Origin of the sequence: Haloarcula pelagica (assembly GCF_030127105.1) — an archaeon.
GTDB lineage: Archaea > Halobacteriota > Halobacteria > Halobacteriales > Haloarculaceae > Haloarcula > Haloarcula pelagica.
Genome location: NZ_CP126161.1, coordinates 2,951,482 through 2,966,518 on the forward strand (window position 1 = coordinate 2,951,482; position 15,037 = coordinate 2,966,518).

A 15,037-nucleotide genomic window follows, 5' to 3' on the forward strand; every position below is an offset into this window, starting at 1 on the left:
ATCATCCCGTTCCAGCCTGCATCTGGACACTGGAGATGAGTTTGTCCTGGAACAGCAAGAAGACGATGAACAGGGGGAGCGACGCGATCGCCAGTGAGGTCATGATGAGATTCGGTGCGAGTGCGTTGACGTCTCTGAGGATGACGACACCGATGGGAAGCGTGTATAGCTGGTCGTTGTTCAGCACGATCAGCGGCCAGAGGAACTGGTTCCAGCTCCAGATGAACACGAACAGGCCGAGTGCGGTCAGGATCGGGGTCGACAGCGGGAGGATGATCTGTGCGTAGATGCGGAATTGAGAGAACCCGTCGAGACGTGCAGCTTCTTCCAGTTCCTCCGGAATGTCGCGGAAGAACTGCACGAGCAGGAACACGCCGAGCGGGCCGGCCGCGAACGGCAAGATGATCGCCCAGTAGGAGTTCAGGAGCCCGAGGTCGTTGATTACGGTGTACAGCGGGATGATGTTCACGTACCCGGGAATCATGAAACTCGCCATGATAATCCCGAGGACGAGACTCTGGCCGGGCCACTCTAGGCGGGTGATCGAGAAGGCGATCATCGAGTCGACGACCAACACGATGAACGTTGTGATGCTAGCGATCAGCAGTGTATTCCACGCCCAGCGGTAGATGATCGGCTCTCTGAACAGGAACCGCTCCCAGACCGCGAATGTCGTCTCCGGTGGAATCCAGAAGAACCCCCCGTCGGACATGACACTCAGTGGCGTCACCGAGAGCTCGAACATCCGGACGTAGGGGATGAAAAACACCGCTGCGAGGCCGTACATCACGAGGTAGAGCCCGAGACGGTACAGCGTATCGCGGTCTGTGAGACGGCTGACCAGCGATTCGGAGCGGTCCGCGTTACTCATTGTTCGTCCCCACGAGTACGTAGTTCAGTATCGATACGCCGACCAGGATTGCGAGGAGTGTGTACCCCACGGCCGCTCCGAACCCGAGCTCCCGCGCTCTGAAGCCGAGTTCGTAGAGGTAGACGACGAGTGTCTCGGTCTCGCCGACCGGACCACCGTCGGTCATCAGGAACGGTTGCCCGAACACTTGGAACTGGAAGATCGTCGAGGCGATGACGACGAACAGGAGCGCGTTCTTCATGTGTGGCAACGTGATGTCTCGGAACATCCGCCATGGGCCGGCACCGTCGAGGCGTGCTGCCTCGTACAGCCGCTCTGGCACGTTCTGTCGAGCGGCCAGCAGTACCGCGAAGTAGAACCCTGCCTGCCACCACACCGTCGTGATGACGATGGCCGGCATGGCCCAGAACTTCGAGTTCAGGGGCGAGCCCTCGAACAACCAGCCGAGGAAGTGCGTTCCGATACCGCTCTGGGCGAACATCTGTGACCAGACGATCGCCACAACGGACACGGTCAGGACGTACGGGCTGAAGTAGACGAACTGGAGGAGCCGGCTTCCTTTGAGTTCCTTGTTCAGACCGAGTGCGAGCACGAGGCTGACGACGACGATGAGCGGAACCGTCAGCGCCACGAACTCGAGCGTGTTCCACAGGGCGTTCCAGAACGCCGGATCGTTCACGAGCCGAGCGTAGTTGTCCAGCCCGATGAACGTCGACTCTGAGGGGTTGAGGAAGTTCCACTCGAAGAGGCTCATGTAGAGCCCCTTCAACAGCGGGAACAGCAGGAACGCGGCGAACAGCACGAGATAGGGGATGGCGAAGACCAGCCCCATGATCGTCTCGCGCGTCGACCGCTCGAACATGCGCTCCCAGCGCGTGGATGTCTGACTACTCGTCAACGTGTTTGTGTCCATAATTATGCACTGTCGAGGGCGTTCTGTAGTTCACTCGCACTGGCTTCCACGCCAGCGGCGACGTCGGTGTTTTGCAGGTACATGTCGAGGAAGGGGCCCCAGAACCGGGAGCTGTTGATGTCGACAGGCGTCTGTGGCTGGTACTGGACCTGCCCGTCCGAGACCATGTCGTGCATCGTAGAGATCGTGCCGACCTCGTCCCACAGGGTGGAACTCTGTACTGCGCTGGAAGTCGCGACAGACTTGGCCGAGGGGAGGTGGCCACCGGCAGACGCCCATTCGGGGTTGTTCTGCGTGACGTACTCGGCGAACTCCACAGCCGCCTGCTTTTCGGCCTCGGTGTGGTTGTCGTTCTTCGGGAAAAACAGCGAGTTGGACTCACACCACGCGACGTCTTCACCGTCGCCGGGGAACATGAACGGTTTTTCGAAGCTGAACGAGAGGTCCTCCATGAGTTCGCCCTCCTCGTTCTTGAAGTTGTTAACTGACCACGTTCCAGCGATGAACATTCCGAGCTTATCGCCGATGAAGTTCTCTACACGCGCAGAATCACTCTGGAACGTCGACGAGTCCCATCCGAAGTCTCCGGTGATGTCCGCCATCAACTCGGCAGTCTGCATCCCTGTCTCGTCGTTGTACGAGACCTCCAAATTACCCGGCTCACCAGACAGGACCGTTCCACCAGCCTGACTGAGTGCGCTGGTATACGCACGGAACGCTTCCTGTCCGGATTTCCAGTTGAGGAAGGAGAACGCGTTCGCATCTGTCTCACTGACGATCGTATCGCAGGCGTTGGAGAACGAGTCCCAGTCGGTAAAGTCCGGGTCGACACCGGCCGAGTCGAGCACGTCGTTGTTGGTGTAGACTGCCTTCCCGTGGATGTCGATCGGCATCGCGTAGGTGGAGTCGTCGACCTGGAGACTGTTCCAGGCGACGTCGAAGTACTCGTTTTTCGCACCGTCAGAGAGGTAGTCGTCGATGGGGTAGGTCACTGGTTCCAAGTGGCGTCCGTAGGACCCGAAGAAGGTCATGACGTGGGGAGAACTGTTCGCGTTGACGCCCGTGAACACCTTGTTCAGGAACTCGCCGAACGGAACTCCCTGTGCGTTGACCTGGATCCCGTTATCCTGCTGATTGAACTCGTCGATGAGCGAGGTCATAACCTCGCGCTCTTTCGCGCCGAAGTAGTACCAGAAGGTGATTTCGACGTCGCCGCTGTTCGAACTCCCACCCGAACTGCCACTGGAGGTGCTCCCGGTCAGACCGCCACACCCAGCGACGCCCGCTGTGAGTGCTGCACCGGCTGCGCTCAGAACCTGCCGCCGATCGATTGTCGAACTGTGCCGCCCGCCGTCCGTGCTGTCATGCCGTGACATGATTATCTAGATTAACCACTATAGTTATTAATCTTACTGTATCTACGCTGTTGCCGACGAATCGCTCGAATCAGTCGGGACTGGCGTCTCTACGACCAGGTTCTCGCCGGTCGATCCATCGAAGACGTGCACGTGTTCGGGTGGGAAGGTGAACTCGATCCGCTCACCCTCTTCGAACCGCGTGTTCCCGTCGACCCGGACTGTCCACTCGGCGTCTCCTTTCGAGAGGTAGAGATAGTTGTCGCTCCCCTCGTGTTCGAGTACGTCCAGCCTTGCGCTGATTGGATCGTCACTCGCCGGATCGACCTGGATGTGTTCCGGTCGGATGCCGAGGACGAGGTCGTCGGTGGTACTGCCGCTCCGAACTGCCTCTGCGAGTTGTGGCTCGAGCTCGTACTCGAACTCATCTCCGTAGAGGACACCGTTTTCGAGGCGAGTCTCGAAGAAATTCATCGACGGCGACCCGATGAAGTCCGCAACGAACTTGTTGGCAGGTTCTGCGTAGACCTCTGCCGGTGTTCCGAGTTGCTGGATCGTCCCATCGGAGAGGATCACGATCCGATCCGACATCGTCATCGCTTCGGTCTGGTCGTGCGTGACGTACACCGACGTGGTCTCGAGTTCCTCCTGGATCCGCTGGAGTTCAGTCCGCATGTGGAGGCGGAGCTTTGCGTCGAGGTTGCTCAGTGGTTCGTCGAACAGGAACACTTCGGGCTTGCGTACGATCGCACGCCCCGTCGCCACGCGCTGCTGCTGCCCTCCGGAAAGGTTGTTCGGCTTCTTGTCGAGCAAGTCGCCGATACCCATCATCTCGGCCGTCTCCTCGACGCGGCGTTGGATCTCCTCACTGTCGAGGTCCGTGGTCAGTTTCAGCCCGTAGGACATGTTCTGCCGGACGCTCATGTGCGGATACAGCGCGTAGTTCTGGAAGACCATCGCCACACCACGGTTCTGTGGAGCGATGTTGTTGACGACCGTCTCCCCGATCCTGATCTCGCCGCCCGAGATGTCTTCGAGCCCTGCGATCATCCGCAGCAGCGTGGACTTCCCGGAGCCCGATGGCCCAACGATGGTGAGAAATTCCCCGTCTCGGATGCCGAGGCTTACGTTTTCGACGGCTGTGATCGTGCCGGCGTCGGAGTCATACTCCTTACGTACATTGTCTATCGTGATACGACTCATCCTGCCAATCCCTCTCTCTCCCTACCACTTCAACTTTTCCCAATGAAAGTGGAGAATATTTCTACGGTTCGATTTCCCACACGTCGAGCGACTCTACGGTCACTCTCCGGTCACTCGCGTACAGATCGAGGCCCTCGCTATCATCACGGGTTGGATAGATTCTGGTCGAGAGACACTGTGCATCGTTGGCAAACACTTCGACGACGGACCGATCGACGAACAGGTGGAGCGTGAGAGATCCATCGTCGAGGTTTATCGGCATTACTTCTGGGGTATCACTAGCAGCGTCACTACTCGACGAGCGGGATCGATCGATCTCCAATTCCCGTTTCCAGCTCTTGCAGCGCACCACAGTCTGCTCTTCACTGTCGGGCGTCGCGCGAAGCACGAGACCGAACTCACCGGCAGTCGCTGCATCGAACGTGACTTTCAGTTCGAGCATATCCCCCTCGATGCCATCGAGTACTCCGGAATCGCCTGGTTCGACAGTCAGATCCGAAACGGAGTGATGGGTCCCGCGAAGCTGCGTGAGTTCGTCTGCAGGCGTAATCCGGGGCTGTCCATCGGGTGTGAGCGATATCTCTCGTGGAAGCGAAATCGCACCGGACCACCCAGCATCCCACTGAGATGTCTCATCACGATCCTCTTTCAGCCATCCGAACATCAGTGTTCGTCCCGATTCGTCTTCGAACGACTGTGGTGCGTAGAAGACACCGTGATCGAGAAGGCCCCTGTCGTCCGGGTCGAAGCGGTTCGCTTCTTCGTCGTACTCCCCGGAGAAGTACCAGACGTTCGTATAGTCGGAGACGTGGAGAATCGATCCGTTCTCGAACTGCAAGAGTTCTGGACACTCCCAGATCGGCCCGGTCTTGCGCCAGTCCCCGGTAAGAATCGGGTTACAGTACTCCCAGTCGACGAGATCATCTGACCGGTAGAGGAAGGCAGCCCCGCCCTCTTCGTCGATCCCGGATCCGATCAGCTGATACCAAGTTCCACCAGTTCGCCAGACACTGTGATCCCGGAACTCAGCTGTCCAGTTGATCGTCTCGAAGACGTCCACACTCTCGGGTGCACCGTCTAACAGTGGATTCTCGTCGGCCTTTGTCCACTCTGTTAGCGCAGGGTTGTCTGCTCGAGCTAAACAGGGGAGCTGGGATTGCCCAGCGCTACCGGTATACAAGACGGTAGGGCCACCGTCGTCGTCGACGAAGCACCCCGAGAAGCAGCCGTCCGCGTCCGGTCCATCCGGTTCGGGGGACAACGCGATCGGTTCGTCCTCCCACGTTACGAGGTCGTCTGAGACGGCATGTCCCCAGTGGATCGTCCCGTGATACGGGCCGGCGGGGTTGTACTGGTAGAAGAGATGATAACGCCCGTTCCACTGGACGAGCCCGTTCGGGTCGTTGATCCAGTTCGCCGGCGGGGTGAAATGGTACGCAGGCCTGTGGTTAGGGTCCGGAACCTCGTCACGTAGTGCCTGCAGCTCGCGCCTCCCTTTCGGTCGTCCGACCGTTTCAGGGTCGTCGTGGTCGCCACACAGGTACCGCTTGACGTTAGCTAGGAGCATCGATTGGTGGTCACTATCGATACCGGCCAGGCCGTGCCCGACACCAACCACACGTCCGTCGCCGACGCTCCAGTGAAGTATTGACTTCCGGACAGGCACGTCCTCTCCGTCGATACGACTCGCAGCGAACACGTCACCGTCCCTCGGGTAGTTCGACTCGTAATGGACTGCGACAGCGTCACCTGTCGGAGTACCCTCCGTCCGTAATCCTTCGATTCCGTCGAAGAGTGCGTGACCGGAGAACGCACGACTGACGAGAAACCCAGCGGAGTCACCCCGAATTCGCTCGATCGTATCTGGCCCATGTGACTCGATCCCTATCTCTGCGGCTACTTCGATCGCCCCGTGAGTGAGGAGCAGTCCGCCCCCGGACTCGACGAATGCGAGTAGTTCTGGGCCTGTAACGGCGAGCGCATCGTGCGCGGCCTCGTCTAGTGCCGAACGCCGATGCCACCATAACATATCGTAGTCGGTCAGATTCTCTGTATCGATCTCGCGGAGCGATACGCTATCAGACTCCCTTCCGGCGCCATCAGAGGGGCCGACAGTGAGACGGGCAGTCTGTGAAGAGAAGTCAGCAGAACAGGCCGATTCCCTATATTCCATAATCACAACTATCGTGGTGGTTCCTTAAGCCTTATCCGTCTGAATGTGGTATCGAGTGGCATGGTTCGTGTCCAGATAGCCGTTCAGAAAACGGCTTATTCCCGAACCCTGATATTCGAACAATGACCGCTGAAGACGAAGCCAAGATGGCCCTCTTGCGTGAGACGATGGAGGCCAACGCCGACTTCACGACCTACGAGACAGAGGTATATCTCGCGCTCGTACGTGGGGGGGCACAGACCTTCACCGAGGTAGCTGAAACGAGCGACGTCCCCAAACAGCGGGTCTACGACATTGTCGACGATCTCCAGAACCGGGGCTTCGTCGAGGTCATCGACGATTATCCGAAGAAAGCCTACGCTGTTGATCCATCCGAGGCGATCTCTTCGATCCGCGATCGACTCTCGCAGGCCGAAGAATATCTCGAAGAGCTGTACGATACGATCGACACGGTCGAAAGCGGCATCGCACTGTTCAAGAGCGAGAGTACGATCCAGAAGTACGTCCGGGAACTGCTCCAGACCGCCGAACGCGATATCTTCCTGCTACTGCCGATCGACCGGCTCCAGTCGGTCGCCGATATTCTGAGCCAATGTGAGGAGCAGCAACTCCGTCTCATCCTCTCGAACGTCTCTCCGGAGTCGAACGACGTGTCCGAACTCGACGCGGCCGTTCCCGATACCGTCGACGAACTCCGCGTCGTCTCGACGAGTGAAGACTTCGTCCTCACGGTCGACCGCCGTCGCGGGATGTATTGGGTACAGGAGGGTCACGAATATCACGAGAGCGAGGGGCAGGGGTATTACGTCACGAACCCCAGCCTGACGATGGTGCTGGATCGGTTCGTCTCGGAGTCGATCTGGCCGCTGGCGCGTACTGTCGAACACGGCTCTCGTCGGCCGTCACTTCCGAAAGAGTACATCCGTATCCGCGATTGCCTCGCTGATATTTCGGTGTTGACCGAGAGCCGACCGGTCGATTCGTTCACCGTCTCCATCGACGGGTACGATACGCAGACGGGCGAAACTGTCAGCTTGGAGGGGACGCTGACCAGCTACTACTACACCGAGTACGATATCCGGGCCTCGTTCACGCTCAGCACGGAGTCGGCCGCTAACGACGTCGAATCGTCACTGGTGACCGTCGGTGGGGTCGGAACCCGGAACGTCGACTATGCGGCGCACAATATCGAGCTCAGAGAGAATGGCGTCACTCACGCGGACGAACTGGACAGCGAGACGGCACGTCACCTGGAGACGTGTCGATCCGAACTCCCGACGGAGTTCGGCAACGAGTCCGTCGTCACCTGTTTCGATGCGTTTATCGACCGCATCCGAGAGTTCGTGACCAGGAAACCGGGTACGGACTACGAGCGGATTCGAAAGTTCGATGACTTCCGGGAAGCACTCGTCCGCTTCGAAGCGAGCGAGATGGCGCCACGTATCGAATGGCGCGAGACCGACACGGAACCGGGCGGACACGTCGCTCACGTCGGTGGGGTATTCGACGAGTTGCGATACGACGTGACGCTCCTCGGGCAGCTCGGCAACCCGATCCGTTCCGAGTTCACACGCGAGTTCAGAGACCAGCAACTCATCAGCCTCGGGCAGACGACGAGTACGGACTACGTCTGGTTCGAAGACCGGAAGTTCCTCCTCACAGAGCCCAACCCGGAGATCCTCGACTGGGACCGAGTTACCGACCGCATCGACGTCACCACACTGGCCGAGCACGTCAACGATGCGGCGATCCTAACGATGGGCACGTGGTTCGCAACTCCGGAGCTACCCGACATCCTCGACGGCCTCCGGACGGAGCTCTGGCCGATCCTGAACTCGCCGCCGCCGCATGTCCACATCCACCCTGGCGAGATCAGCCAGTTGTCGGATGCGGAGATCAGAGCGGGGTGTGAATCGATCGCCGCTCTCGACGACATCGTCCCCGTGACTGTGACCGCGAACCGGAGTGAAACCCGGCGGTTCAGGGATGCACTGGTGATGGACGATAGCGATTCCTCGTCGCCGACGGTGGAACAGGTCCGTGATGAGATCGGAATCACGCGGTTCGTGCTCCACTCCCAGCGAGGGGCCACGCTTGCCTCGCCGGACGAGGTCATCTCAGTCAAGGCACCACAGGTCGTCAATCCGCGTCAGATTCGGAACGTCACCGCTCACTTCATCAGTGGACTGGCGCTCGGACTTGCAGAAGGGCTATCTGACGGAGCGGCGCTGGTGCTGGCCAACTCGGTCGCCGGATACTTCATGCGCCACGACAAGGCGCCGACACCGCAGGAACTCCGGTCGTTCGTCGCGGAGTACGACTCGTTCTTCGCGGAGTCGTAGGCAGTTGGGACAGCCAACAGAAGATAGCCTGTTACCTACAGTGCAGGTCTCGACTCCATCTATCGGCCTACGTTTGGCTCTGATAGATGAGTACGACGATCACCAGTCCGACGAAGAGGTCCAGGAGAAAGACGAAGGGGCCGACTGTGCGGCTGGAAATCCCGACCCGCCGCCGGCGGAGTGGCACTCCGCGCATACTACTGGACGACACCACCGGCGACAGTATCGCTCTTTGCCCTCGAAACGGCCGCCCGTGAAAGTGTTATCTCGACTACGTTCGTAGTCGCGGCTAGTCATGGCATCACGCGTTCGCCGATGGCACGTGATCGCGACGGTCGCTGTCTTGGCTCTCGCGACCGGGTCGTCACTCGTGGGCCTCGCTCGGCAGGGCCACTACCGGGCAGCACCCGGACTCGTCGAGTCATACCGACTGCAAGATCTGACGATCCTGTCCGTCGGGATTCCCGTGTTGGCCGTCGGGCTCTGGTACGCGGGGCGCGATTCTCCGCGCGGTCGTATCATCTGGCTGGGCGGGTTGGCGTATAATACGTACATCTGGGCCTCGATCGCGATCCAGATCCCGTTCAACGAACTCTTTCTCGTCTACGTCGGCCTGTTTTCGATCTCCCTGTTCACGTTCGTCGGCGGCATGGTGGAGACTGACGCCGAGCGTATCCGCGGGACACTCCGCGGGCGTCTCAACACCACGCTGTACGGGAGCGCGCTGGTCGTCGTCGGGCTCGGACTCGCGGTGCTCTGGCTCTCGGATGTCGTGCCGGCGCTGCTCACCGGGACGCCGCCGCTGCTCGCTACCGAGGCGGGACCACAGGCGATGGCGAGCCACGTCCTCGATCTCGGTGTCGTCGTCCCTGCCATCTTCCTCGCTGCGGCGTGGCTGTTTCGGGAGCGCGCGTGGGGGTACGTCTTCGCCGGTGTGGTACTGGTCTTGGGGGCGACACTCGCGTCACCGATCGGCGTCATGACTCTCGTTCTCATGGCCGGCGACACGGTTACCGTCAGCCCGGTGGCGGCGTCGTTCAGCTTCCTGCCGATCGCCGTGTCCGCGGTGTTGGCGGTGCAGTACCTCCGCTCGATGCGGCCCGAGCCACAGCGGCCGACAGACACCGACACTCAGCGGTCCCCGTGAAAGTCGGACGCGCTCCCGAAGTTCCGCGACCACGGGTCGCTCACCTCGCTGTCCGACACGACACGCTGGCCGCTAGCCTGACGGTTGGAGTGTTCCGCCCCGAACGTGGGGGCCCGATGGAATACTGCCGAGGGCCGGTCTTCGAGCGAAGCCCTGTTCTCTTATCGACTGCGGCGAAGTCAGGCAGTCACGCCTGGGGCAGATACGATCCAGCCGCCGATTTGTCGACGAAACCGGCGAGCACCTGCTGCCACACGACGTTGCGGGGCGAACTACACTGCCGACGCCGTGCGGTCTACCGTGAGATATCGTCTCCCGCGCCTGGCCCACTGTACCGTATGCAAACGAGTCCCGTGATCCGTGTCAGTAGCGGCTTTCGGTTTCCTACTACAAACAAGTCCGAAGTTAGCGTCGATACGACCAAATCAAAACAAATTTACACGGCTGTCTCAGTAAAAACGGCTAGAGAGTGTTGTTCGATAAGAAATAGCGAAAAAATACCAACTTATGGCTCCAAAATGGGAAATATATTTCTACATGCGAGCGAGGTTTGATATTCTATCTTATGAGACACCGTGGGCCGCGGTGGTAGATCCCTTTGGCGGATAACTCTTCACAGAATGGTGGGATATGTTTGTATTTCGGTTATCGGTGCGGGCACTATATTGGATAGATACCCGTTTTCGAGAGGACGCCACGAGATATGAGAAACTCCAGATTGGAAGGCAGGTTTCCCGAACCCGAAGGCACCGCATGTGCTACCACCGCTGTGTCCCTACCCCCGACCGGGAACTCCGAACTGTCCGTCCAGCAGGGGCTCGATGTCCTGGTCGATCCGTTCGGGACGCGCGTGGAACGCCGTCGGGAGCGGCCGACGAAGCCGAGAGGGACGTGTCGACGATTCCGGGCCGGCTCGAAAATAATGGATGTACGATTGTTTTTCCCGCACGTCGGGATCGGAACTCAACTGAACGTCGGGAACTCGTCGTCGGTCGCGTCCATGTTGATGTTGACCTCGACGATGTTTGCGGTGTTGACCACGTCTCTGATGAGCTGGTCGTGGTAGCCGGACTGCTGGATCCGCCGGACCGGACCCGAGACGCTAATCGACCCGAGAATCCGGCCGTGGCGGTCACGAACCGGGGCACCGATGGCCTGCAGCCCCGTGATCTCCTCCTCGTCGTTGAGGGAGTACCCGCGTTCACGTATCGTCTCCAGTTCGTCGAACAGTGCCGCGTTGTCGGTGATCGTCGACTCGGTCTTCGCGGGCAGTCCGTATCGGTCGATGATCCACTCGACGCGCTCCTGGGGCAGGTACGCGAGTATCGCCTTCCCGGTCGCCGAGAAGTGCAGGTAATCGGCGCGCTGGAGCTTGTTCACCTGGTACGCGCTTCCGACGGCTTTCTCTCCCCCGACCTTGTAGAGGTTGACGCCGAGGCCGTGTTCTTCGGCCGCCAGGTGCGCGAACTCCCCGGTCTTCTCGGCGAGGTCGTCGAGCGCGGGCTTGCCGACCTGGTAGAGGACGTTCTGATAGCGGACGTACTCGCCGATGAGCAAGAACTGCAGGGAGAGCTCGTAGGTGGCGCCTTTCTTGACCACGAACTTCTCCTCGCGGAGCGTACTGAGGTAGTTGTAGACGACGCTCTTCGAGAGATCGAGGTGCTCGGACAGTTCGGTGACGCCCGCACCGTCCAGTTCTTCGAGCGCGCGAACGATGTCGAACGCGCGTGACACTGTCTTCAGTGTCCGCGGCGACCCGTTTGTTCGTTCGTCCGTCATAGCCACTGTCGGGGCCGGACGGAGATAGCTGTTTGTATTTCACAAACACTGGCCGTCTGCGTGAGTGGGAGATGCAGGCGGCGACGACCGGCAGTGTCCGGTTCGGACAGCCCCTCGGCGCCGGGACGCCGTCCCGGAGACAGTGGTCACTCACGAACAGGGAGCAAGATTGCGTTCTCATTTCCAGAACAGCGTCTACGACTGTGCCAGGTCCGCGAGCGCACCGGCGAGCACCCGTGTCGCGTCGGCGCAGTCGTCCCAGTCGGTCCACTCCAGCGGGTTGTGCGAGATCCCGTCCCGGGAGGGGGCAAACAGCAACGCGGCGTCGGTCACGTCCGCGACGTGCATCGTGTCGTGACCGGCGCCCGAGTGCAGATCCAGCGTGTCGATGCCCGCCGTTCGGCCGGCAGCGTGGAGCGCGTCCCGACAGCGGTCGCTCATCCCGACCGGCGAGCGGTTCCAGGGGCGTTCCATCGTCGCCCGGACGGGGCGGTCCGTCTCGATGGTTCGGAGGTTCTCTCTGGCGCCGTCGATGACGTACTCGATCGAGTCCGAGTCGACATCGCGGACATCGATGGTGAGTGTGACCGTCCCGGGGATCACGTTCGGTGCGTTCGGAGAGACATCGAGCTTCCCGACGGTCGCGACGGCGGTCTCCGAGACCGACTGGCGCTCGTTCGCCACGGCCTCCACGTCGAGGACGAACTCGCTGGCGGCCGTCAAGGCGTCGGCGCGGTCGGTCATGAGCGTCGACCCGGCGTGGTCGGTCTCCCCGACGAACTCGACGTGACACCGCACGAGTCCGACGATGCTCGTGACGACGCCCGCGGCGGCGTCGGCACGTTCGAGCCGTTCGGACTGCTCGATGTGGAGTTCTATCCAGGCCTCCCACGCGGCGGCGTCGACTCGTCCCTCGCCCCGGTAGCCGATGTCGGCGAGGGCGTCGCCGAGCGGAATCCCGTCGGCGTCTTCGATCGCCAGCGCCTCCTCGAGACCCATCTCGCCCGCGGCGACCGCGGAGCCGACGAGTCCGCCGCCGAAGCGCTGTCCCTCCTCTTCGGTGAAACAGACGACTTCGATCGGACGGACGGGTTCGACACCGGCGTCTTGCATCGCGCGGACACTCTCCAGGCCGGCGTAGACCCCCAGCGGTCCGTCGAAGATCCCGCCCTCCGGAACTGAATCCAGGTGGCTCCCCGTCGCGACGGCGGCCGCGTCCGGGGCAGCGCTCTCGGGAGCCCACCGGCCGACGACGTTCCCGACATCGTCGATCCTGACCGTCAAACCGGCGTCGCGGAGCCGTTCGCAGAAAAATTCCCGCGCTCGCCGGTCCGCCTCGCTCCCGGTCAGGACCGTCCGCCCGCGGCCCTCGTCCGTCGGGACGGCCCCGAATTCCGCGTTCGATTCGATGTCACTGCGGAGCCGTTGCTGATTAATTTCCATGGCGCTTGCCTCTCGGTTCGATGCTTCCACTATATTATTGTTTGGGCGGCAGCCGGGTTTTCGGTCCCTCTCGAAACTGCCCTGACCAAAATATTTATCACTGATTGTTCTCATGAGTCAGATACATGGGAAAGAATGGCAAGGAGCCAGAACAGACTTCCAGTAGCGACACCCGACCACTCCAGGACCGGGTCGGCCGGCGGACGTTCCTCGGCGCGGCGGTTGCGACGGGGACTGCGGCACTCGCTGGGTGTTCCGGCGGCGGTGGCGACGGCGGGGACGGTGGCGGCGGCAGCGGAGGCGACGGAGACGGCGGCGGAAGTGACGGCGACGGCGGGAGCGGCGCCAGCAGCGGCTCCCGGCACGGCGGGACGCTCCAGTGGGGCGGTGCGGTCCCCGTACAGGGGCTGGACCCGCACATCGACACCTCGGCGGCGTCGAAACGGGTCCTCGAGAACATCTACGAGGAGGTCGTCGCGCTGCAGGACGACTACTCCATCGAGCCACACCTCGCGACCTCGTTCGAACAGTCCGAGGACAACACGCTCCTGACCTTCGAGCTACGCGAGGATGTCACCTTCCACGACGGCCAGGAGATGACTTCCGCGGACGTACTCGCCAGCTACGAACGCGTCCAGAACGGGGACTTCCTGGCGACGGGCTTTTTCGACTTCGTCGAGGAGCTTCGCGCCCCCGACGACTACACCTTCGAGATCCAGCTCACCCAGCCGTTCGCGCCCTTCCTCGCGAAGATGGCGACGGCGGAGCTGTCGGTGATGCCGGCCGAGAAGGCCCAGCAGGACATGGTCGAGGAGCCGATCGGGACCGGCCCCTACAAGTTCGAGAGCCGGGAGATCGAGACCTCGTTCACGATGGTCCGCAACGAGGACTACTGGGGGGCCTCGGAGGAGGACGGCCCCTTCATCGACACGATCGTCAAGCAGGAGGTCCCGGACCCGAGCGTCCGTCTGCAGTCGTTCCTCTCGAACGAGTACGACTTCATCAACGGCATCGCGCCGCGGGACGTTTCGCGGGTCGAACAGGCCTCCGGCGTCCGCCTCGAAACGCAGTTCCCCAAGTCGCTGGTCTACCTGGGGATGAACTGCGACCGGGAGCCGTTCGACAACAAGGACGCCCGACTCGCCCTGGACTTCGCCATCGACAAGGAGGAAGTCACCGAGGCCGCGCTGTACGGCACGGGCCAGACGACCGCGTCCCCGGCCGCACCCGGTAGTCCCTGGGTGAACCCGGACATCGAACCCCGGGAGCGGGACCTCGACCGCGTCCAGGAGCACTTAGACGCCGCGGGGATGTCCGACGGCTTCTCGGCGACGTTCAAGATTCCACAGTCGTACCCGACCCAGGTGCAGGCGGCCGAGGTCATCGCGAACAACGCCTCGGAGGCCGGTATCGACCTCGACATCCAGCAGATCACGTGGAACACGTGGCTCTCGGATGTCTACACCGACCAGAACTTCCAGGCGACGACCAGTTCCTACCTCGCGCTGTGGTACCCCGACGTGTCGTTCTACAAGTTCCTCCACCCCGAGGGCGCCTTCTTCTTCACCAACTGGGTGAACGAGGACTACAACTCGCTGGTCGAGGAGGCCCGGACGATCTACGACGAGGACGAACGCGCCGATCTGTACCACCAGGCCACCGAGATCCTCCACGAGGAACGCGCCGGCCACCTCATGCTGTGGTGGCAGCCCAGCCTCTACGGAGCAGCCTCCCAGTACAAGGGCGACATCGGCGCGCCGGACGGCTCGACGCTCCAGTTCGCCGACAACTACCTCGACCGCTGATCGCTC

11 protein-coding genes are annotated in these 15,037 nt (G+C 61.2%); 3 read left to right on the forward strand and 8 right to left on the reverse strand.

Annotated features, from left to right (window positions below; genetic code table 11):
• Nucleotide 1 precedes the first annotated feature (1 nt).
• The 5 genes from P1L40_RS15675 to P1L40_RS15695 form a co-directional block, all read right to left on the reverse strand.
• Nucleotides 2-871: a carbohydrate ABC transporter permease gene (locus P1L40_RS15675; RefSeq protein ID WP_284008373.1), complete on the reverse strand. Its 870-nt coding sequence runs from the start codon at nt 869-871 to the stop codon at nt 2-4.
• The gene (locus P1L40_RS15680) at nt 864-1,784 is read right to left on the reverse strand and encodes a carbohydrate ABC transporter permease (RefSeq protein ID WP_284008374.1); all 921 of its coding nucleotides are present in this window, start codon (nt 1,782-1,784) and stop codon (nt 864-866) included. Before P1L40_RS15680 ends, P1L40_RS15675 begins: the two co-directional genes overlap by 8 nt.
• Before the next feature lie 2 nt (nt 1,785-1,786).
• On the reverse strand, nt 1,787-3,160 hold the full coding sequence (locus P1L40_RS15685; RefSeq protein WP_284008376.1) for an extracellular solute-binding protein: 1,374 nt from the start codon (nt 3,158-3,160) through the stop codon (nt 1,787-1,789).
• Nucleotides 3,161-3,202: 42 nt separating this feature from the next.
• On the reverse strand, nt 3,203-4,342 hold the full coding sequence (locus P1L40_RS15690) for an ABC transporter ATP-binding protein (protein WP_284008378.1): 1,140 nt from the start codon (nt 4,340-4,342) through the stop codon (nt 3,203-3,205).
• Between the two features lie 61 nt (nt 4,343-4,403).
• Nucleotides 4,404-6,515 (reverse strand): GH32 C-terminal domain-containing protein, encoded by a 2,112-nt coding sequence (locus P1L40_RS15695; protein WP_284008380.1) that lies wholly within the window; start codon nt 6,513-6,515, stop codon nt 4,404-4,406.
• Nucleotides 6,516-6,637: 122 nt separating this feature from the next.
• Here P1L40_RS15695 and P1L40_RS15700 point away from each other — a divergent pair, with 122 nt between their 5' ends.
• Nucleotides 6,638-8,857: a TrmB family transcriptional regulator gene (locus P1L40_RS15700; protein ID WP_284008382.1), complete on the forward strand. Its 2,220-nt coding sequence runs from the start codon at nt 6,638-6,640 to the stop codon at nt 8,855-8,857.
• Between the two features lie 67 nt (nt 8,858-8,924).
• On the opposite strand, the gene P1L40_RS15705 is transcribed toward P1L40_RS15700, so the two are convergent.
• Complete coding sequence (locus tag P1L40_RS15705; protein WP_284008383.1) at nt 8,925-9,053, reverse strand: hypothetical protein; 129 nt, start codon at nt 9,051-9,053, stop codon at nt 8,925-8,927.
• 99 nt (nt 9,054-9,152) lie between these two features.
• Between P1L40_RS15705 and P1L40_RS15710 the strand changes: the two genes are divergently transcribed.
• A complete protein-coding gene (locus P1L40_RS15710) occupies nt 9,153-10,004 on the forward strand; it encodes a hypothetical protein (RefSeq protein WP_284008384.1) in 852 nt (283 codons plus the stop codon).
• Between the two features lie 963 nt (nt 10,005-10,967).
• On the opposite strand, the gene P1L40_RS15715 is transcribed toward P1L40_RS15710, so the two are convergent.
• Nucleotides 10,968-11,783: an IclR family transcriptional regulator gene (locus P1L40_RS15715; RefSeq protein WP_284008386.1), complete on the reverse strand. Its 816-nt coding sequence runs from the start codon at nt 11,781-11,783 to the stop codon at nt 10,968-10,970.
• Nucleotides 11,784-11,978: 195 nt separating this feature from the next.
• Complete coding sequence (locus P1L40_RS15720; RefSeq protein WP_284011080.1) at nt 11,979-13,226, reverse strand: Zn-dependent hydrolase; 1,248 nt, start codon at nt 13,224-13,226, stop codon at nt 11,979-11,981.
• 125 nt (nt 13,227-13,351) lie between these two features.
• Between P1L40_RS15720 and P1L40_RS15725 the strand changes: the two genes are divergently transcribed.
• Nucleotides 13,352-15,031 carry an ABC transporter substrate-binding protein gene (locus P1L40_RS15725; RefSeq protein WP_284008388.1) on the forward strand — a complete coding sequence of 560 codons (1,680 nt, stop codon included), beginning with the start codon at nt 13,352-13,354 and terminating at the stop codon, nt 15,029-15,031.
• Nucleotides 15,032-15,037: the final 6 nt, after the last annotated feature.

Excerpts from the sequence above, each read along its gene's own strand:
- P1L40_RS15715 (WP_284008386.1), bottom strand. The coding sequence starts at position 11,783 with ATGACGGACGAACGAACAAACGGGTCGCCGCGGACACTGAAGACAGTG.
- P1L40_RS15685 (WP_284008376.1), bottom strand. The coding sequence starts at position 3,160 with ATGTCACGGCATGACAGCACGGACGGCGGGCGGCACAGTTCGACAATC.
- P1L40_RS15725 (WP_284008388.1), top strand. The coding sequence starts at position 13,352 with ATGGGAAAGAATGGCAAGGAGCCAGAACAGACTTCCAGTAGCGACACC.
- P1L40_RS15695 (WP_284008380.1), bottom strand. The coding sequence starts at position 6,515 with ATGGAATATAGGGAATCGGCCTGTTCTGCTGACTTCTCTTCACAGACT.
- P1L40_RS15690 (WP_284008378.1), bottom strand. The coding sequence starts at position 4,342 with ATGAGTCGTATCACGATAGACAATGTACGTAAGGAGTATGACTCCGAC.
- P1L40_RS15710 (WP_284008384.1), top strand. The coding sequence starts at position 9,153 with ATGGCATCACGCGTTCGCCGATGGCACGTGATCGCGACGGTCGCTGTC.
- P1L40_RS15700 (WP_284008382.1), top strand. The coding sequence starts at position 6,638 with ATGACCGCTGAAGACGAAGCCAAGATGGCCCTCTTGCGTGAGACGATG.
- P1L40_RS15680 (WP_284008374.1), bottom strand. The coding sequence starts at position 1,784 with ATGGACACAAACACGTTGACGAGTAGTCAGACATCCACGCGCTGGGAG.
- P1L40_RS15675 (WP_284008373.1), bottom strand. The coding sequence starts at position 871 with ATGAGTAACGCGGACCGCTCCGAATCGCTGGTCAGCCGTCTCACAGAC.
- P1L40_RS15705 (WP_284008383.1), bottom strand. The coding sequence starts at position 9,053 with ATGCGCGGAGTGCCACTCCGCCGGCGGCGGGTCGGGATTTCCAGCCGC.
- P1L40_RS15720 (WP_284011080.1), bottom strand. The coding sequence starts at position 13,226 with ATGGAAATTAATCAGCAACGGCTCCGCAGTGACATCGAATCGAACGCG.